Genomic DNA, 17638 nt, shown 5'->3' on the forward strand with positions numbered 1-17638 from the left:
TCGCCCCGCTTGCGGAGAGGTCGGATTGCATCGAAGATGCAATCCGGGTGAGGGTGCTCTCCGCGAGTCAATCTGTCAGCATTTTTGCGGAAGCAGCCCCTCACCCCAACTCTCTCCCCGCAAGAACGGGAGAGGGAGAAGCCCTCACAAAATTGCATGCGGCAGAAACCGCGAGCGATTGCCGGTGATCGGGCTCTCGTCCTCGCGGATCGACAGGCCGCAGGGTTCGTGGTTCACCAGCCAGCTTCCGATGACCGGATAGAAGCCCGAAAAGTTCGGCAGGGATGATAAGGCCTGGCGCACGAAACCTTCGGCGCCATAGGGACCCGCCTGCTCGTCGAGCGGCATTCCGCCCGACACCAGCGTGACATTGGCGCCTTCGCGCGACAGCAGTGGTTTGCGTACATAGGAGCTGCCGAGCTCGGCAGCGCGCGGATCGTCCTCGAAGAAGGCGGGCAGCAGGTTGGGATGGTTCGGAAACATCTCCCAGAGCAGTGGCAGAATGCCCTTGTTCGACAGCACCGCCTTCCATGGCGGCTCGATCCAGCGCGTCGGTGCGTCCTTGAGCTTTGCGCCGAAAGCGTCGTGGAACATCCACTCCCAGGGATAGAGCTTGAAGGCGAGCGTGATGTCGGCATCGTCGAGATCGACGAAGCCGCCAGGCTCGTCGAGCCAGCCGATCTCCTCGATATCGAGCAGCCTGGTCGAGAGTCCGGCCTGGCGTGCGGTATCTTCGAGATAAGCGAGCGTGCCGGCATCTTCCTCGTTGGCAGTAATGCCGGTGAGATGGACGTGGCGGCCGGCACCGATCTCCCTCCACGCCGCGATCAGCCGCTCATGGATCGAGTTGAACTGATCGGCACGCGACGGGATCATGCGGCGTTCGATCGCCTGTTCGAGCCAGGTCCATTGAAACACCGCGGCCTCGAAGATCGAGGTCGGCGTGTCCGCATTGTATTCGAGCAACTTTGCCGGACCTTTGCCGTCGAACTTCAAATCGAGCCGGCCATAGAGGCTGTGGTCGTCGCGCTCCCAGCTCTCGGCGATCAGGCCCCAGAACGCTTCCGGAATCTTCAAGCGCCGCAAGGAGTGCTCGTCGCCGATGACGCGACCGGCAAGCTCCAGGCACATCGCGTCGATCTCGCCGGTCGGCGTCTCGATGCCGCGCTCGATCTCGTCCAGCGTGAAGCCGTAATAGGCGCGCTCGTCCCAATAGCGCTCGCCGTCGATGGTGTGGAAGACGAAGCCGCATTGCGCTGCGGTCTCTCGCCAATCGTCGCGCTCGAGACAGGTAATGCGCTGCATGGATCAGCCACCGCCCGAGAAGCCGTGGCCGAACGAGCCGAAGCCGCCACGGCTCACGCTGCTGTGGCCGGAATCGGACGACGTGCCCGACGAGGAATGGCTCGAGGAATCGCTGCTGAAGAAGCTCGATCGCGACGACCAGCGCGAGCTGCTGCCGCCTGACGAACTGCTGCTGCTGGTACAGGTCGTGGTCGTCTGCCCCGGCACGGCTCCGGGAGTGGGCTCGCAGGTCTGCCGCGGCATCAAGGTATAGGCGGTGGTGCCGACTGCGATCGTGCCCATCACCAGCAGCGCGACGTGGCCGGAGCGCTTCACCGGCGGACGCGCCAGCGGCTCGGCCACCGGCCGGCGCTTGCCGAACTCCTTTTTGGAGGGCTTGTCAGCCATGTCAGTAGATCATGCTGGCGGCGTTGAGCAGCCCCGCCGCGAGCGAGGACAGGCCGAGCCAGATCGCCGGCGCAAGCTCGCCGGAGGAGATCCGCTCTGACAGATTGGGGACCGGGACCTTGACGAGGAAGAACACGATGACCTGCACGACCAGTGCGATCGTCGCCCAGATCAGGCAGTCCAGTACATTGGCCGAATGTGCGATGGCGCTGACCAGCGGCGCCACGAAGCCGAGCAGGCTGAGCCCGAGCGCGATTGCCGCGGCCGGCTCGTTATCCCGGATGAGTTGGAATTCGTTATGGGCCGTGATGCGAGTGTAGACGAACAGATAGGCCACGATCGCGATCAGTCCGGTGCAGAAATAGACCAGGAAGGCGGGCAGGCCGGCGAGTGATTGCAGGATCATCATTCCCCCATCGTGCAGCGACCATTCGTCGGCAGGGGAAGGGTAGTGGTTCAAAGGTTAAGCTTCGGATGAAGCGTCCCCTCAAAAACGAAAACCCCGCCATTTGCGGCGGGGTCCAGGCTGGGAGGAGCGAGCCTGATTAGGCTCGCGACGTAAACCCAGGGGTCAGGCGGGGATGCGCTCGTCGGCCTCGTGCGGCTCGCGCAGCACGTAGCCGCGGCCCCACACGGTCTCGATGAAGTTGCGGCCCTCGGAAGCGTTGGCGAGCTTCTTGCGGAGCTTGCAGATGAAGACGTCGATGATCTTCAGCTCCGGCTCGTCCATGCCGCCATAGAGATGGTTGAGGAACATTTCCTTGGTGAGGGTCGTGCCCTTGCGCAAGCTGAGCAGCTCCAGCATCTGATATTCCTTGCCGGTCAGATGCACGCGCTGGCCGCCGACTTCCACCGTCTTGGTGTCGAGGTTGACGACGAGGTCGCCGGTCTGGATGACCGACTGGGCATGGCCCTTGGAGCGGCGCACGATCGCGTGGATGCGGGCAACCAGCTCATCCTTGTGGAAGGGCTTGGTCATGTAGTCGTCGGCGCCGACGCCGAGACCCTTGACCTTGTCCTCGATACCGGCGAGGCCGGAGAGGATCAGGATAGGTGTCTTGATCTTGGAGACCCGGAGCTGCTTGAGCACGTCGTAGCCGGACATGTCGGGCAGGTTGAGGTCGAGGAGAATAATGTCGTAATCGTATAGTTTACCGAGATCGACGCCTTCTTCCCCCAAATCGGTCGTGTAGACGTTGAAGCTCTCCGACTTCAGCATCAGCTCGATCGACTGCGCGACGGCGCTGTCATCTTCAATCAGCAAAACGCGCATGCCAGTTCCCCATAGTCGCCGCTCCTGGGCGTCAGGTCGGCCGCATTCGCGGCACTCAACAAAACGCCTTTGAACAACTGATTCGGATCCTGACAACAGATGGTTAACAAACTCTGATTCTGGAACGCAAGTCCCCCCGGTGCAATTTTTGTCGAATCGCCCTAAGGTCTTGCGCGCGAAGCAGCTTTCGTTACCCGATTCCGTTCAAGCTCCACTTTAAGAGACGGGCCTAACCGACTCCCGCGACTCAGCCTTCTTCTGAAGGGGAGTCACGCTCAGTCACAAAGACAGTGACGCAATGATTAATGATGCGGGTAAACACGAAGTTAAGCGCCGTTCAGAAATATGGCGAAACTTAAGAGTTTCACCGTGAAGTCCCGGGGATCGCAAAGGGCGACCCTGGGGATGACCTAGGCGCGCCGCTTTATGAAGGCTCACCGATGAAGGCTCTTGCCGAACAGATCGGCGACATCGACGGCATCAACATTTATGGCCGCGTGGTCGGCGTGCGCGGCCTGATGGTCGAGGTGGCCGGTCCGATTCACGCGATGTCGGTCGGGGCGCGGCTCGTGATCGAGACCGGCGCCAACCGCACCATTCCCTGTGAGGTGATCGGCTTCTCCGGCAACAATGCCGTCGTGATGCCGTTCGCCGGCCTCGACGGCGTGCGCCGCGGCTGCAAGGCGGTCATTGCCAATGCCGCCAATCAGGTGCGGCCGTCTGCAGCCTGGCTCGGCCGCGTCGTCAACGCGCTGGGCGAGCCGATCGACGGCAAGGGCCCGCTGCCGCAGGGCTCTTCGCCGATGCCGTTCCGCAATACGCCGCCGCCCGCGCATTCGCGCAAGCGCGTCGGCGCGCCGCTCGATCTCGGCGTGCGCGCGATGAACACCTTCCTCACCTGCTGCCGGGGCCAGCGCATGGGCATCTTCGCAGGCTCCGGCGTCGGCAAATCGGTGCTGCTGTCGATGCTGGCGCGCAACGTCGATGCCGCCGTCAGCGTCATCGGGCTGATCGGCGAACGCGGCCGCGAGGTGCAGGAATTCCTGCAGGACGACCTCGGCGAGGAGGGCCTGGCGCGTTCGGTCGTGGTGGTCGCGACCTCCGACGAGCCCGCGCTGATGCGCCGCCAGGCGGCGTATCTCACGCTCGCGGTCGCCGAGTATTTTCGCGACGAGGACAAGGACGTGCTCTGCCTGATGGACTCGGTGACGCGCTTTGCCATGGCCCAGCGCGAGATCGGCCTGTCCGCCGGCGAGCCGCCCACCGCCAAGGGCTACACGCCGACCGTTTTCACGGAGCTGCCGAAGCTCTTGGAGCGTGCCGGGCCGGGTTTGGGGGAGGGCGCCATCACCGCGATCTTCACGGTGCTGGTCGACGGCGACGACCATAATGAACCGATCGCCGATGCCGTCCGCGGCATCCTCGACGGTCACATCGTGATGCAGCGCTCGATCGCCGAGCGTGGCCGCTACCCCGCGATCAACATCCTCAAATCCGTCTCGCGCACGATGCCGAAATCGGCCGATCCGCAGTTCTGGCCCGTCATCCAGCGGGCGCGCCAGGTGATGGCGACCTATGCCGACATGGAGGAATTGATCCGTCTCGGCGCCTACCGGGCCGGCTCCAGCCCCGAGGTCGACGAGGCGATCCGCCTGCACGAGCCGCTCGAGGCCTTCCTGCGCCAGCGCAAGGACGAAAATGCATCACTCGCGGACGGCTACCGCCAATTGGCGCAAATCCTGGGCAATTTGGAAACGGAACGCTAACTTTGTCAGGTCATCATCCGATCCCACAGAGTAGCAGAGCCGGTCTTGGCCCCGATCGGGCCTATGGGGTGACCGGTGCCGTCCCACGTGCAGCGGGGGGACTTCTGGGGAGTACGAGTCGATGAAGTCACGAGATACGCTCATCCGCCTGAAGAAGTTTCAGGTCGACGAGAAGCGCCGCCGGGTCACCCAGATAGAGACCATGATCGCCGATTTCCAGCGGATGTCGGTCGATCTCGAGCGCGAGATCCAGACCGAGCAGGAGCGTGCCGGGATCAACGATCCCTCGCATTTCGCCTATCCGACTTATGCCAAGGCCGCGATCCAGCGCCGCGAGAACCTGACCCGTTCGGCCGACGAGCTCAAGGGCCAGCTCGACGAAGCCAAGGCCGCGCTGGCCGAGGCCTTCGAGGAGCTGAAGAAGGTCGAGCTCCTCGACGAGCGTGACCAGGCCCGCGAACGCGCCGAGGAAAACGCCCGTGAGCAGGCCGACCTCGACAGCATCGGCCTGATGCGCGCCCGCATCGGCGCCGTCGCCTGACGCCCCAGCAACCAAACGATCCAGGAATTTGCCAAAACCCGGACCCGCAAGGTCCGGGTTTTCGTATCTGCTGTCCACAGTGTGGCGCCGCGCCCCTTGGTGGTCGGCTTGGCCGCGCGCTATGGTGACGGGAACGAATGCTGTGTCAGCGACGGCGGTGCCCACTCTCCCCTGGGAGAGGTGGGCGCGGAGCGCCGGGTGAGGGGTGACGGTCTCCCGTTAGCCCTGCGCCCCCTCACCCGATTTGCTGCGCAAATCGACCTCTCCCCGTTGGGGAGAGGTGAAGGGAAGCAACGGAGCCGCGTTTCAGGGGGCTGAATGCTGACGCCAGCAGAGCTGGTCGGGCTGATCGAGGCGGTGGCGAAGGGCAATCAGGCCGCGTTCGAGCGCCTCTACGCCGCCACGCGCGCGAAACTCTATGGCGTCGTGCTCCGTATCTTGCGTCGGCAGGATCTCGCAGAGGAGGTCATTCAGGAGACCTACGTCAAGATCTGGAACAGCGCCGGCCAGTTCAATGCGGCGCTGTCGTCGCCGATCACGTGGATGGCCTCGATCGCGCGTAACCGTGCGATCGACATTGTGCGCAAGAAATCGGAAGCCTCCATCGAGGAAGAGCCTCAGGCGATGGAGGTTGCGGCCGAGAGTGCCGATCCGCTGGCGCGCCGCGAGATGACCGAGGAGCTGAAGCGGCTCCTGGAATGTATCGGCCGGCTCGAGCCGGAGCGTCAGAGGCTCGTGCTTCTCGCCTATTACAACGGCTGGAGCCGCGAGCAATTGGCGGAGAAATTTTCGGCGCCCGTCAACACGGTGAAGACGTGGCTCCGGCGCAGCATGTTGGATATCCGGGAGTGCCTCGGGCTTTAGGGGATGATGAGAGTGGCAACAACCAGTGCGGCAACGGCAGTCGACCTCTCCCCGTTGGGGAGAGGTCGGCGCGTAGCGCCGGGTGCGGGGCCGCAGATCTCCCGAGAGGCCGTAACCCCTCACCCGGACCGCATCTTGCGATGCGCTCCGACCTCTCCCTTCGGGAGAGGTGAAGGAATGTGATGGCCTACACGGAGGACCATATCGCGCTCGCCGCGGAATACGCGCTCGGGACGCTCGACGCCGATGAGCGCGCGCAGGTCGAGACCATGATGGCGGTGGACGAGGCGTTCGCCGAGATCGTGCAGGGCTGGTCCTATCGGCTCGGCGTGCTCAACCAGATGGTCGGCTCGGTCGAGCCGCGTCCGATCGTGTGGGAGAACATCAGGTCCGAGATCGCGCGCACGGCCCTTGCGCAGGAGCCGCCCGTGCTTGCCGAGGCGTCGCCACCACCGCCTGTGCCGGAGTCATCGTCGCTGCAGACCGCGGAGGCGCCGACCGAGAGCTCGCAGTCGGCGGAGGTGCAGCATCCCGAGGCCGGGCCACCTGAGACGTCGCGTCCCGAGCCGGACGCTCTCCCTGACATCACGCCGCAATTCATCCCGCAAGTCCATGCTCCCGACATCAACGTCGTTCGTGCGCCGCAGGCGCCGGTCGTCGACGACAGCAATGTGATTCGCCTCGAGGGGCGGGTGAAGCGCTGGCGCTCCGTTGCGTCGGCCGCCGCCGCGCTTGCGGCCGCGCTGCTCGTGACGCTGTCGCTGCAGATTTTGCTGCCCGACGCGCTGCCGGGCGCCTTGCGTCCCGCGCCGCGCATCCAGACGGTCGAGGTGAAGACCCCGGCCGCACCGCTCGCCGCCTCCGCGCAATATGTTGCGCTGCTGCAGGGCCAGGGCGGCGGCCCCGCCTTCATCCTCACCATCGACGGCGCGACGCGGAATTTTACGGTGCGGAAGGTCGGCGCGACGCCCGAGCCCGGCAAGAGCTTCGAGCTCTGGCTGATCTCGGACAAGCTGCCGCGCCCGCGCTCGCTCGGCGTCATCGGCGCCAGCGATTTCACCGCGCGTCCGCTGCTCGCCTCCTATGATGCCGAGGTCGTCAACGGCGCGACCTACGCCGTCACCGTCGAGCAGGCCGGCGGTTCGCCGAGCGGCCAGCCGACCTCGGCCCCGGTGTTTTCCGGCAAGCTGATCGAGACCGTGCCGCCAGCGCCCGCGAAAAAATAGGTGCGTAGCCTGGATGGAGCGCAAGTGTAATCCGGGACCACTGTCCCCACTCGGCGACAACCCCGGATTGCGCTGCGCTCCATCCGGGCTACGTCCCTGTCGCTACGGTCCATCCTGCTGTCGCATCCCGACAAGTCCCGCCGAATCCGCTCCCGCTTTGAACCTCCGCTCAATTCGCCGCGTCAAATCCCCGGAATTTGAAGTCCGTGGTGCCGGAAAGGGCGAGAAAATCAAATGGATGCAGCGAGAACGCCGGGCATCTTCATTCATCAATATGCAGGCCTGCCACACGGCGCCGCATTCGAACATTGGCGCGAGCGGGCCGTCGGTACCTGCGGCCTCGATATCGGGCCGAGCCATGGCGACAGCATCGATTGCCGGCTGCAGATCAGCGTCATCGACAACATCGCGCTCGCCATTCCGGAAGGCGCCTCCGCGCAATATTCCCGCACGCAGAGCCACCTTGCCGACGGCAGTGACGATCTCGTCCTGATCGCGGCGCATGCGGGGCTCGTCCGCGTTGGGCAGAACGGCCATACCGTCGAGCTCGCGCCCGCACAGATGGTGCTCGTCGACATGGGCGTGACCGGGACCGTCGGCCACACCGATGCAGACCGCTTCACCTCCATTCGCATGCCGCGCCGTGCGTTGCTCGACATCAATCCGCGTGCCGAGGACAAGCTCTCGCAGGTGCTCTCAGACGGTGCGGTCGCCGAGACCATCTTCCGCTACCATGCGCTCGCCGCCAACCACGCGCCGCATCTCGATGCGGTCGGCCAGCGCCTGACCGCGCAGCACATGGTCGATCTCGTCGGCCTCCTGCTCGGCACTGATGCGGAGCATGCAAGCCGCGCACGCGGCCGGGGGCAGGCGGCGGCTCGCCTCGATCTGATGCGCGCCGACGTGATGGCCGCACTCGGCCGCAATGATCTCTGCCTGTCCGAAGTCGCGACGCGCTCGGGGCTAAGCCCGCGCCAGGCACAGCGCTTGTTCGAGCAGGCCGGCACCACCTTCACCGAATTCGTGCTGGAGCAGCGCCTGCTCCACGCGCGCAAGCTGCTCGGTGATCCCCGCGCCAGGGCGCGCAAGATCAGCGACATCGCGCATTCCTCCGGCTTCTCCGATCTGTCCTATTTCAACCGCGCCTTCCGCAAGCGCTTCGGCGCGACGCCGTCGGAACTGCGCGAGGCGTAAGTCGCGATATCGTGCAGCGGCGCGGCGCTGCCGCATTTGGTCGATGCCGGTTGTTGAGCTATATATATGTCTCCGCGGGCAGGCCGCAGGATTCCTCTGGAAAGTGCAGTAGGCGGTCATGGCGCGTATCGTCGTGCTCGGCGCCGGGTTTGCAGGCCTGTGGGCGGCCATCGGCGCTGCGCGCAAGCGCGACGAGATCGGCGCGAGCGACCGCGACATCGAGATCCACCTCGTCGATCGCAATCCCTATCACAATATCCGCGTGCGCAATTACGAGGCCGACCTTAGCGAGATCGCACTTCCGCTCGGGCAATTGCTCGATCCGATCGGTGTCAGCCATGGCCTCGGCGAGGTCGAGGCCATCGATCCGGTGCGGCACGAAATTGCGCTCGTCACCAGCAGCGGCGAGGCGATGTTGGGCTATGACCGTCTCGTGCTGGCGCTCGGCAGCGAGGTGATGCGCCCCGACATTCCCGGTCTCGCCGAGCACGCTTTCGACGTCGATAGCTATACCGCGGCGCTCCGCCTTGAAGATCATCTGGTTTCGCTTGGACGCAGCGCGCCGTCGCCGGGACGTTCAACGGTGGTGGTGGTCGGCGCCGGCTTCACCGGCATTGAGGTCGCAGCCGAGATGCCCGACCGGTTGGCGCGTGCGGGCATCACCGGCAGCCGCCGCATCATCCTGCTCGATCCCAATCCGGCGGTCGGCGCCAGCATCGGCGCGCATGCGCGTCCCGTCATCGAGACGGCCTTGGCTTCGCTCGATATCGAGACGCGGCTCGGTGCGCGTGTCGCGTCGATCGAGGCCGCCGGCATCCGCCTGAACTCGGGCGAGTTCATTCCGGCGCAGACGGTGATCTGGTGTGCGGGCATGCGTGCAAGCTCTTTGGCAGCGAGCTTCCCAGGCGGACGCGATCGCCTCGGCCGGCTCCTCGTCGACCCCTTGATGCGGGTTGCGGATGTCGGCGGCGTGTTCGCTGCCGGCGATGTTGCCTCGAGCGTGATCGACGGGCTGCATCCGACCGTGATGTCCTGCCAGTTCGCCCGCCCCATGGGCCGCTTCGCCGGCCACAATGTGGTGGCCGATCTCGCCGGCCTGCCGATGCTGTCGCTGCGGATCGACTGGTACGTGACGGTACTCGATCTCGGCGCTTGGGGCGCGCTCTACACCGAGGGGTGGGATCGCGAGGTGCGCGCCACCGGCGTGGCTGCGAAGGCGACCAAACAGACCATCAATCGCAAGCGGATCTATCCGCCGCTGACCGGCAGCAAGGCCGAACTCTTCGCAGCTGCCGCGCCGATCGTGCAGGCGCCGCCGCCGACATATGGGGCGAGGTAGGAATAGTGAATGCTCGTTGGCAGATGAAGGCTTCGCGCCTTGCTCCGTCATTGCGAGCGAAGCGAAGCAATCCAGAAATGTTTTCGCGGAAAGACTCTGGATGCTTCGCGTTGCTCGGAATGACAAGGTCCAAACGTGAGAAAGCGCCCGTGGGGGGCGGGCGCTTTCTGTAGTCGACTTGGGGTTGGGGTCGTCTACATATCCACGTGGCGACTTTGGGGGGCTGGTAAAGAGCCGCGTGAATTCACAAAACTCGTCAGATCTCCTCAGCGAACGAGGGACGCGTCCGAACTGGTGACAATGACCGGCTTGCCGGCCTTGATGACGCGGGCGGTCTGGGTCAGGCCTTCATCCGAACCCGAGCGCGCCGTGATGCCGAGGCCAGCCACCGCGATCCCTGCGACGAGGGCGACGACCACAATTTTCAAATGGGTCGCGCGATCAGCGCTGTAGATCGAGTGGTTCATGGAAGCCTCCTGCCGCCATCTACCCGAAGTAGTCGCCCGCCCGTGCAGGCAGGTTCATGCTTCCGGTGCCCAACAACCTAGTATTGACGGGATTCGTTCCCAAGGGGCGATCACAAGGGCGTGACAGGACGTGAAAGATCGCGATCAAAAGCGATCCCCCATCGTTCTTTTTTATAATTATTTCAAAGCTGTAATGTGCCTGCCAGGCGCTTTTTCTCTCCTTGGTCGACAAGGCGCCAGGAACTCAAAAACCATTTGCATGTGGCCGAAAAACACACGGCTTCTTCAGGCAAATCAGATGCTTCCGACCGTTTTCAACCTCGCCCTAGGGTGGATTTCAGCTTGCGACAGCACGGTGGTCTGGGCCCGGAACCGCTCCACCAGGGACCGCACGAACGGACGAATTGCCGCAGAGGTGACCAGCACCGGCGCCTCGCCTTCGCGGGCGGCGCGCTCGAAGGCTTCGCGCACGGCGGTCATGAACTCCGACAATTTCGACGGCTGCATCGCGAGGCTGCGCTCCTCGCCCTGGCCGATGATCGACTCGGCAAAGGCCTGCTCCCATTTCGCCGACAGCGCGATCAGCGGCAGATAGCCGGCGTAGGAGGTGTTTTGCGCGCAGATCTGCCGCGCGAGGCGCGCGCGGACGTGCTCGACCATGGTGGTCGGATTGCGCGAGAAGGCGAGCGAATCCGCAATGCCTTCGAGGATGGTGGAGAGGTCGCGGATCGAGATGCGCTCGGCGAGCAGCAGCTGCAGCACGCGCTGGATGCCGGAGACCGTAACCTGGCCCGGGACGATGTCCTTAACCAGCTCACTCTGCTCCTTCGGCAGCTCCTTGAGCAGCTTCTGCACCTCGCCATAGGACAAGAGGTCCGACATGTTGGCCTTGAGCAGCTCGGTGAGATGAGTCGAGAGCACGGTCGCGGCGTCGACGACGGTGTAGCCCTTGAGCGAGGCCTCTTCCTTGAGGCTGGCATCGACCCAGGTCGCGGGCAGGCCGAAGGTCGGCTCGGTGGTGTGGATGCCGGGCACCTGCACCTGGCTGCCGCCGGGGTCCATGACCATGAACTGGTTCGGCCAGATCTTGCCGATGCCGGCGTCGACCTCCTTGATCTTGATGATGTAGGTGTTGGCTTCGAGCTGGACGTTGTCGAGGATGCGCACCGCCGGCATCACAAAGCCCATCTCGATCGCGAGCGAACGGCGCAGAGCCTTGATCTGCTCGGTGAGGCGATCGGTGCCATCAGGGCCGTTGACCAGCGGCAGCAGCGCATAACCGAGCTCGATCTTGAGGTCGTCGATCTTGAGCGCGGCCGAGATCGGCTCTTCGGTCGCCGCAGCACCGGGCGCACCCGGCATCCCCGGCGCGGGCGCGGCCTTGGCGGCTTCCTCGGCCTTGACGGCGGTCTTCTTGTGGTTGCGGGCGTGCCAGGCCAGCGCACCGGCGCCGGCGCCGAGCGCGAGGAAGGGGATGGTCGGAATGCCCGGCAGCGCCGCCAGCACCAGCATCACCGCCGAGGACATCGCCAGCGCCTGCGGATAGCCGGAGAACTGCTTCATCAGCGCCTTGTCGGCGGCGCCTGATACGCCGGCCTTGGAGACGAGCAGGCCGGCCGCGGTCGAGACGATCAGAGCCGGTACCTGGGTGACGAGACCGTCGCCGACGGTCAGCAGCGTGTAGCTGCGGCCGGCGTCGGCAAAGGACATGCCCTGCTGCGCGACGCCGATGATCATGCCGCCGACGACGTTGATGAAGACGATCAAGAGGCCGGCGATGGCATCGCCGCGAACGAATTTGGAGGCACCGTCCATGGCGCCGAAGAAGCCGCTCTCGTCCTCCAGCTCCTTGCGCCGTTCCTTGGCGACCTTCTCGTCGATCAGGCCGGCGGAGAGATCGGCGTCGATCGCCATCTGCTTGCCGGGCATGGCGTCGAGGTGGAAGCGCGCGGCGACTTCGGCGATGCGGCCCGAACCCTTGGTGATGACGACGAAGTTGACGATGATCAGGATGGCGAAGACGATGATGCCGATGACGAAATTGCCGCCCATCACGAAGCTGCCGAAGGCTTCGATGACGTGACCGGCGGCAGCCGTGCCCTCGTGGCCGTGCGACAGGATCAGGCGGGTCGAGGCCATGTTGAGCGACAGGCGCAGCATGGTCGAGATCAAGAGGATGGTCGGGAAGGCGGAGAATTCCAGTGGCGCCTGAATGAACAGCGACGTCATCAGGATCAGGATCGAGAGCGTGATCGAGATCGCCAGGAACAGGTCCAGCACGATCGCGGGCAGGGGCAGGATCAGCACCACCAGGATGGTGAGGATACCGAGCGCCAGCGCGATGTCGCCGCGCTTGAGGATGGTGACGATCTCGTTGAGGGAGGGGATGCCGGGCTTGGCGCTGCCTACGCCTTGTCCCGCGGTGACGTCGACCATGGTAGCTGCCTCCCCGCGCGACTGCCGTCCGCGCGCCCCAAACGTCTGCGCGGCGGCCGATGGGCCGCCGTTCCGAAAGTGAGGCACCGCACTGGCGTCCACGGGGGCTCTCCCGTTCTAAACGCGGCCGACGACACTCGACTTCACCCGGCAATTTTTGCCCGGTGTATGGTTAGCAAAGGGTTAACGGAGGGGGCGGGGAGGAACCCCAAGGTGTCATTCCGGGGCGATGCGGAGCATCGAACCCGGAATCTCGAGATTCCGGGTTCGGTCCTGCGGACCGCCCCGGAATGACGTGGACGGGGAGGCGTCCTACTTCGCCTTCTCCATCTTCGTCACCGTGTAGCCCGACGTCGCCTCCTCGGCTTCGAAAGTCACCTTGTCGCCGACCTTCACCTGCTTGAGCATCGCTGCGTCCTTGACGCGATAGACCATGGTCATCGGCTCATCCATGCCGAGGCTCTTCGCCGGTCCGTGCTTGAGCGTGATCTTGCCGGCGCCCTCATCGATCTTCTTGACCTCACCGTTGATCGCGGCAGCCCCGGCCGCCAAAGCTCCAGTGGCAGCGCTGAACGTCAGCGCCAGCGCCGTGGTGATACGGATGATGTGGTTCATGGAAGTCTCCTTTCGCCTTACTTCACGGTGACGTGGCCGACCATGCCGTAGTCGCGGTGGTCGGGAATGAGGCACGAATATTCGAACGTGCCGGGCTTGCTGAACTTCCAGAGGATCTCGGCCGTCTTGCTTGGGGCGAGGCGCACGCCGTTGGGATCGTCATGCTCCATGTGCGGATGCTTCTTCATCTCAACGGCATGCGCGAGATTCTCCTGAGGTGTGGCGAGCAGGAATTCGTGGTCCTCCTTGCCGACATTGCGCAGCACGAAGCGGATCTGCTCGCCGCGTTTGACCTCGATCCGGGCGGGTGAGTAGTCCATCTCGTTGAGCAGGATCTCGATCGTGCGCGCGGGCTTGTTGGGATCGCCGGGCTCGCCGGCCGAAAAGGTCCCGTGACTGTGCTTGTCGTGGGCAAAGGCCGGTACGATCGAAAGCGCAGCCAGCGCGAGGCCGAGCTTGATAGCGGTCTTCATCATGGTCTCCAGTTGGTGGTTCATCGAAACGCTCACATCTTCATGTTCTTCATCGGCGGGCTGCCCGGTTTTTGCCTTGCCGGCTCTGCGGCCGGCGCCGTGACCTCGTAGGCGACGGTGCCTTGCGGGAATTTGTACGGACCTGGATCGCGGTAATCGTCGCGCGCGAGGTCCTCGCGGATCTTCATCACGGTGAACATGCCGCCCATCTCGATCGGCCCGAACTGGCCGGTGCCGGTCATCATCGGCAGCGTGTTGTCGGGCGCGGGCATCTCCATGTTGCCCATCGCCATGCCGGCCGAGCCCATGGCCATGCCGTCAGGCGCGAGCTTGCCGACGGCCCGCGCGAGATCCTTGCGCGACACACCGATCAGGTTGCGCACATCGTGCCCCATCGCGTTCATGGTGTGGTGCGACTTGTGGCAATGGAAAGCCCAGTCGCCGGGATTGTCGGCGAGCACGTCGAACACGCGCACTGCGCCGACCGGAACGTCCGTGGTCGTCTCCGGATATTGCGCGCTCTCCGGGATCCAGCCGCCGTCGGTGCAGGTCATCGCAAAGCTGTGGCCATGCAGATGGATCGGATGATTGGTCATGCTGAGGTTACCCATGCGCACGCGTACCTTGTCGCCGAGCCTGACCGGCAGCGGATCGATCCCGGGAAATACCCTCGCATTCCAGGTCCACATGTTGAAATCGGTCATCTCGTTGACATGCGGCAGGTAGGTGCCGGGGTCGACGCGATAGGTGCTCATCACGAAGACGAAGTCGCGGTCCACGGCGCGGAAGTTCGGGTCGCGCGGATGCACGACGACCATGCCCATCATGCCCATCGCCATCTGCACCATCTCGTCGGAATGCGGGTGGTACATGAACGTTCCGCTCTTCTTCATCTCGAATTCGTAGACGAAGGTCTTGCCGGGCTGGATGTGCGGCTGGTTCAATCCGCCGACGCCGTCCATGCCGCTCGGAATGATCATGCCGTGCCAGTGCACGGTGGTGTATTCGGGCAGTCTGTTGGTAACGAAGATGCGGACCTTGTCGCCTTCGACGGCCTCGATGGTCGGCCCCGGCGATTGCCCGTTGTAGCCCCACAAATTCACCGTCATGCCTTCGGCGAACTGGCGCACCACCGGCTCGGCGACGAGATGGAATTCCTTCCAGTCGCCATTCATGCGGAACGGCAGCGACCAGCCGTTCAGCGTGACGACGGGGCGATAGTCCGGGCCGCTGATCGGATGCAGCGGCGGCTGCATCACCACCTTGTCCATGGTGGGTGCTTCCGGAATCGAAGCGGCCTGGACGCGGCCTTGAATAGCCGACGCGCCGGCAAGCGCGGCGGTGCCCAAAAATCCTCGGCGGGAAAACATCCTGGCCTCCATCTCAGTGGCCGCCGCCATCGGCAGGTGCTGCCGCGGCGATGGTGGTTGGATTGTCGCTGCCGGCTGCCGGCGCGCCGCCACCATTGACGGCGGTCTGCAAGTCGGCCTGGGCGAGGAAGAATCTCTGCCTGGCGTCGATGGCGCCGCGCAGCGAGGCCAGACGCTGCCGCGACTCGGTGAGCAGCGCGAAGATATCGACCTGCATGCTGGAGAAGCGCAGCCGCATCTCCTCGGTGATGATCTTGCGCAAGGGGATGATCTCGCGCTGGTAATGGCTGGCGATGTCGTAAGCGGAGCGGTAGACGCGATAAGTATCGCGCGCCTCCGAACGCACGTTGACGGCGCGCTCGGTCAAGCGGTTGAAGGCGAGGTTGTAGGTCTCGGCCGCTTGCCGCACGCGCACCTCGCCGCCGTCGAAGATCGGGATCTGGAACTGCACGTCGACGCCGCGCTCGCGGAATGGCGGCCCTTCCGGATCCCGAGTGCGGCGGGAAATGCCGGCAAGATCCAGCAGCGTCACGAAACGCGTCGCCTCGGTGAGGTTCAGGGCCTTGGCCAGCGCCGTCAGCTCCAACCGTGCGATCTGCAGGTCGATGCGATGCGTCACCGCATCGGCCTCGATCGTGGGCAAGGCCAGCGGCCGGCGCGGCAGCGGCGGCAGTTGATTGGGCAGGCGGAAGTCGAGACCGTCATCCCACAGCCCCATCAGGCGCGCCAGCCTTTCGCGCGCGCTCGTCGCCGCCTGCCGCGCGGTGGCGAGATCGGCGGTGGTCTCGGCGTAAAACACCTGCTGGCGGGCTTGGTCGAGCTTGTTGAGCGAGCCGGTCTCGCCGAGCTTGACCGCAAGCTGTGCGGTCGATTCCGCCGTCGCCTTCGCGTCGGTCAGCAGCGCCACCATCTCGTTGGCGGCAACCGTGCGGATGTAGGCGCGGCGCACGTCGGCGGCGAGCCGCAGCGTCGCCAGGGCAGCGCGCAACTGCGCTCCGCGGAAGCGGTCACTGGCGATGTCGGAGCGGAACGGCAGGGTGGCGAGCGCGAGGATGTCGCCGACCACTTGGCGCTCGATCTCGCTGGCGCCATTGCCTGATATCCGCGAGATCGAGAACACCGGATTGGGCGGCAGGCTCTGCTCGACGAGATCGGTCTCCGCCAGCGCCAGCTCGTTATAGGCGGCTTGCAAGCCCTTGTTGTTGAGCAGCGCGATCTGCACGGCAGCGTCTGCGCTCAGCGTCCGCGACAGCAGCTGGCGCACGCGCACGTCGACTGCGCTGGCGCCCTCGGCGGTTCGCACAAAGGCGACATCCTTGTTGATGGCTTGGCTCGTCAGATCCGACACATCAGTCATGCCGCTGTCGGGCGAGAACGCGGCGCAGCCGGAAATGCTGAGCGCGGTGAGGACGAGCAGGCTTCGCGCAAGATGGCGTGTCAAGGCGCGCTCCTACCGGTCTGCTTCGGCTGCGGCGTCACCGCGTCGTTGCGGCCGCGCCACGGCACCGGCGTTGCAGGCCTCAGGCTGGTATAGGCCGCGATGGTCGAGCGATAGCCGATGCGCGCCACCTTCGCCGCTGGATCGGCGGGGTCGGCGCTGGCAACTTCGGTCGTTGCCGGCATGCAGCCGCACAGCGCCAGCGCAGCAAAGGCGAGCAGCAGCCAATTGAATCGAAAATATCGTCGACGCACCGCAGATGCGGCGGACTTCGCCCCGGAAAGCGTAAACATGATAGTCCTTGATCTGGAGACCACAGGTTCGCGCGCGCAGAAGCGCGCTCGGCCCGAAATCGTCGCGTCAGATCAGGCGATGGGGGGACGATAGTGCTGGGGCGGCGCCGCGCCGTGCAGGCCGGCCACGATATCGGGTGCGCAAGCGGAGACGGGCAGAAGCGGATTGGCGACATCAGGCAGATCGGCCGGCAGCGCGCTGACGCACATCATCGCGCAGCACGGGCCCACTGTTCCCTTGCCGTCTTGGTGATGCGGTGTGGGCGCGTCCTTCGCGGCCGTCTGGTGATGAGCGTGGGTTCCCGCATGCTCGTGCGAGGCATCGCCATGCACATGGCTCATCTGGTGATGCGCCGACACGGGATCTGTGCGGCGTGCGTCGTCAAGGCACGGCGCAATGGCATTGCCCCAGGCAAGGCTTGCTGCCGGCGCGAGCACGCAGAACAGATAGGCGAAGGCGATGATCCGCCCCACCCTGATCCGCAACGATCGCGTCAATCGCAACAACATTCCGCCGATAGGCTCTCCGCGCGGCAATGTTGCACACGCTGATTGCAAACTAATGGCAAAACCCGCATTCGCCAAGCTCTTCTTACCGCAGTGCACCGCGCATGCCCAATATCGCGCCACGATGCTTGACCATGCGGCGAT

18 protein-coding genes are annotated in these 17638 nt (G+C 64.7%); 6 read left to right on the forward strand and 12 right to left on the reverse strand.

Translation table 11 applies throughout. From position 1 onward, the window contains the following. Positions 1–144 precede the first annotated feature (144 nt). The 4 genes from P6U29_RS08020 to ctrA form a co-directional block, all read right to left on the reverse strand. Positions 145–1305 carry a glutathionylspermidine synthase family protein gene (locus tag P6U29_RS08020; protein WP_407117086.1) on the reverse strand — a complete coding sequence of 387 codons (1161 nt, stop codon included), beginning with the start codon at positions 1303–1305 and terminating at the stop codon, positions 145–147. A gap of 3 nt (positions 1306–1308) precedes the next feature. Continuing rightward, positions 1309–1692 carry a hypothetical protein gene (locus P6U29_RS08025; RefSeq protein ID WP_407117087.1) on the reverse strand — a complete coding sequence of 128 codons (384 nt, stop codon included), beginning with the start codon at positions 1690–1692 and terminating at the stop codon, positions 1309–1311. Position 1693: 1 nt separating this feature from the next. After that, the gene (locus tag P6U29_RS08030) at positions 1694–2098 is read right to left on the reverse strand and encodes a DUF350 domain-containing protein (RefSeq protein WP_407119273.1); all 405 of its coding nucleotides are present in this window, start codon (positions 2096–2098) and stop codon (positions 1694–1696) included. Positions 2099–2263: 165 nt separating this feature from the next. After that, the gene (gene ctrA, locus P6U29_RS08035; protein WP_016848562.1) at positions 2264–2965 is read right to left on the reverse strand and encodes a response regulator transcription factor CtrA; all 702 of its coding nucleotides are present in this window, start codon (positions 2963–2965) and stop codon (positions 2264–2266) included. A 440-nt stretch (positions 2966–3405) separates the two neighbouring features. Between ctrA and fliI the strand changes: the two genes are divergently transcribed. From fliI to P6U29_RS08065, 6 genes are all read left to right on the forward strand, one after another. After that, complete coding sequence (gene fliI / locus P6U29_RS08040) at positions 3406–4731, forward strand: flagellar protein export ATPase FliI (RefSeq protein WP_407117088.1); 1326 nt, start codon at positions 3406–3408, stop codon at positions 4729–4731. A 121-nt stretch (positions 4732–4852) separates the two neighbouring features. Beyond that, on the forward strand, positions 4853–5272 hold the full coding sequence (gene fliJ / locus P6U29_RS08045) for a flagellar export protein FliJ (RefSeq protein WP_011084990.1): 420 nt from the start codon (positions 4853–4855) through the stop codon (positions 5270–5272). A gap of 318 nt (positions 5273–5590) precedes the next feature. Then, positions 5591–6136 carry a sigma-70 family RNA polymerase sigma factor gene (locus tag P6U29_RS08050; protein ID WP_407117089.1) on the forward strand — a complete coding sequence of 182 codons (546 nt, stop codon included), beginning with the start codon at positions 5591–5593 and terminating at the stop codon, positions 6134–6136. A 182-nt stretch (positions 6137–6318) separates the two neighbouring features. After that, positions 6319–7362 carry an anti-sigma factor domain-containing protein gene (locus P6U29_RS08055; protein WP_407117090.1) on the forward strand — a complete coding sequence of 348 codons (1044 nt, stop codon included), beginning with the start codon at positions 6319–6321 and terminating at the stop codon, positions 7360–7362. A gap of 234 nt (positions 7363–7596) precedes the next feature. After that, positions 7597–8556 (forward strand): AraC family transcriptional regulator, encoded by a 960-nt coding sequence (locus tag P6U29_RS08060; protein ID WP_407117091.1) that lies wholly within the window; start codon positions 7597–7599, stop codon positions 8554–8556. A gap of 118 nt (positions 8557–8674) precedes the next feature. Further along, entirely contained in the window at positions 8675–9895 is a 1221-nt protein-coding gene (locus tag P6U29_RS08065) for an NAD(P)/FAD-dependent oxidoreductase (RefSeq protein WP_407117092.1), read from the forward strand. Between the two features lie 266 nt (positions 9896–10161). On the opposite strand, the gene P6U29_RS08070 is transcribed toward P6U29_RS08065, so the two are convergent. The 8 genes from P6U29_RS08070 to P6U29_RS08105 all read right to left on the reverse strand — a co-directional run bounded on the left by P6U29_RS08070 (position 10162) and on the right by P6U29_RS08105 (position 17485). Continuing rightward, a complete protein-coding gene (locus P6U29_RS08070; RefSeq protein ID WP_407117093.1) occupies positions 10162–10362 on the reverse strand; it encodes a hypothetical protein in 201 nt (66 codons plus the stop codon). A gap of 294 nt (positions 10363–10656) precedes the next feature. Beyond that, a complete protein-coding gene (gene flhA / locus P6U29_RS08075) occupies positions 10657–12798 on the reverse strand; it encodes a flagellar biosynthesis protein FlhA (protein ID WP_407117094.1) in 2142 nt (713 codons plus the stop codon). 312 nt (positions 12799–13110) lie between these two features. After that, complete coding sequence (locus tag P6U29_RS08080; protein WP_407117095.1) at positions 13111–13413, reverse strand: copper-binding protein; 303 nt, start codon at positions 13411–13413, stop codon at positions 13111–13113. Positions 13414–13430: 17 nt separating this feature from the next. Beyond that, a complete protein-coding gene (locus P6U29_RS08085) occupies positions 13431–13886 on the reverse strand; it encodes a cupredoxin domain-containing protein (protein WP_407119274.1) in 456 nt (151 codons plus the stop codon). 32 nt (positions 13887–13918) lie between these two features. After that, positions 13919–15256 carry a copper oxidase gene (locus P6U29_RS08090; protein WP_407117096.1) on the reverse strand — a complete coding sequence of 446 codons (1338 nt, stop codon included), beginning with the start codon at positions 15254–15256 and terminating at the stop codon, positions 13919–13921. Positions 15257–15269: 13 nt separating this feature from the next. Continuing rightward, positions 15270–16697, reverse strand: coding sequence for a TolC family protein (locus P6U29_RS08095; protein WP_407117097.1), 1428 nt, complete (start codon positions 16695–16697; stop codon positions 15270–15272). After that, positions 16694–16987, reverse strand: a complete 294-nt coding sequence (locus P6U29_RS08100) for a hypothetical protein (RefSeq protein ID WP_407117098.1) — start codon at positions 16985–16987, stop codon at positions 16694–16696. The genes P6U29_RS08095 and P6U29_RS08100 overlap by 4 nt, the downstream gene beginning before the upstream one ends. A 72-nt stretch (positions 16988–17059) precedes the next feature. Next, positions 17060–17485 (reverse strand): hypothetical protein, encoded by a 426-nt coding sequence (locus P6U29_RS08105; protein WP_407117099.1) that lies wholly within the window; start codon positions 17483–17485, stop codon positions 17060–17062. Positions 17486–17638 lie beyond the last annotated feature (153 nt).

Origin of the sequence: Bradyrhizobium sp. LMG 9283, assembly GCF_045571415.1 — a bacterium.
Lineage (GTDB): Bacteria > Pseudomonadota > Alphaproteobacteria > Rhizobiales > Xanthobacteraceae > Bradyrhizobium.

Coding starts and splice junctions, on each gene's coding strand:
- P6U29_RS08020 (WP_407117086.1), bottom strand. CDS start 1,305: ATGCAGCGCATTACCTGTCTCGAGCGCGACGATTGGCGAGAGACCGCA.
- P6U29_RS08025 (WP_407117087.1), bottom strand. CDS start 1,692: ATGGCTGACAAGCCCTCCAAAAAGGAGTTCGGCAAGCGCCGGCCGGTG.
- P6U29_RS08030 (WP_407119273.1), bottom strand. CDS start 2,098: ATGATCCTGCAATCACTCGCCGGCCTGCCCGCCTTCCTGGTCTATTTC.
- ctrA (WP_016848562.1), bottom strand. CDS start 2,965: ATGCGCGTTTTGCTGATTGAAGATGACAGCGCCGTCGCGCAGTCGATC.
- fliI (WP_407117088.1), top strand. CDS start 3,406: ATGAAGGCTCTTGCCGAACAGATCGGCGACATCGACGGCATCAACATT.
- fliJ (WP_011084990.1), top strand. CDS start 4,853: ATGAAGTCACGAGATACGCTCATCCGCCTGAAGAAGTTTCAGGTCGAC.
- P6U29_RS08050 (WP_407117089.1), top strand. CDS start 5,591: ATGCTGACGCCAGCAGAGCTGGTCGGGCTGATCGAGGCGGTGGCGAAG.
- P6U29_RS08055 (WP_407117090.1), top strand. CDS start 6,319: ATGGCCTACACGGAGGACCATATCGCGCTCGCCGCGGAATACGCGCTC.
- P6U29_RS08060 (WP_407117091.1), top strand. CDS start 7,597: ATGGATGCAGCGAGAACGCCGGGCATCTTCATTCATCAATATGCAGGC.
- P6U29_RS08065 (WP_407117092.1), top strand. CDS start 8,675: ATGGCGCGTATCGTCGTGCTCGGCGCCGGGTTTGCAGGCCTGTGGGCG.
- P6U29_RS08070 (WP_407117093.1), bottom strand. CDS start 10,362: ATGAACCACTCGATCTACAGCGCTGATCGCGCGACCCATTTGAAAATT.
- flhA (WP_407117094.1), bottom strand. CDS start 12,798: ATGGTCGACGTCACCGCGGGACAAGGCGTAGGCAGCGCCAAGCCCGGC.
- P6U29_RS08080 (WP_407117095.1), bottom strand. CDS start 13,413: ATGAACCACATCATCCGTATCACCACGGCGCTGGCGCTGACGTTCAGC.
- P6U29_RS08085 (WP_407119274.1), bottom strand. CDS start 13,886: ATGAAGACCGCTATCAAGCTCGGCCTCGCGCTGGCTGCGCTTTCGATC.
- P6U29_RS08090 (WP_407117096.1), bottom strand. CDS start 15,256: ATGTTTTCCCGCCGAGGATTTTTGGGCACCGCCGCGCTTGCCGGCGCG.
- P6U29_RS08100 (WP_407117098.1), bottom strand. CDS start 16,987: ATGTTTACGCTTTCCGGGGCGAAGTCCGCCGCATCTGCGGTGCGTCGA.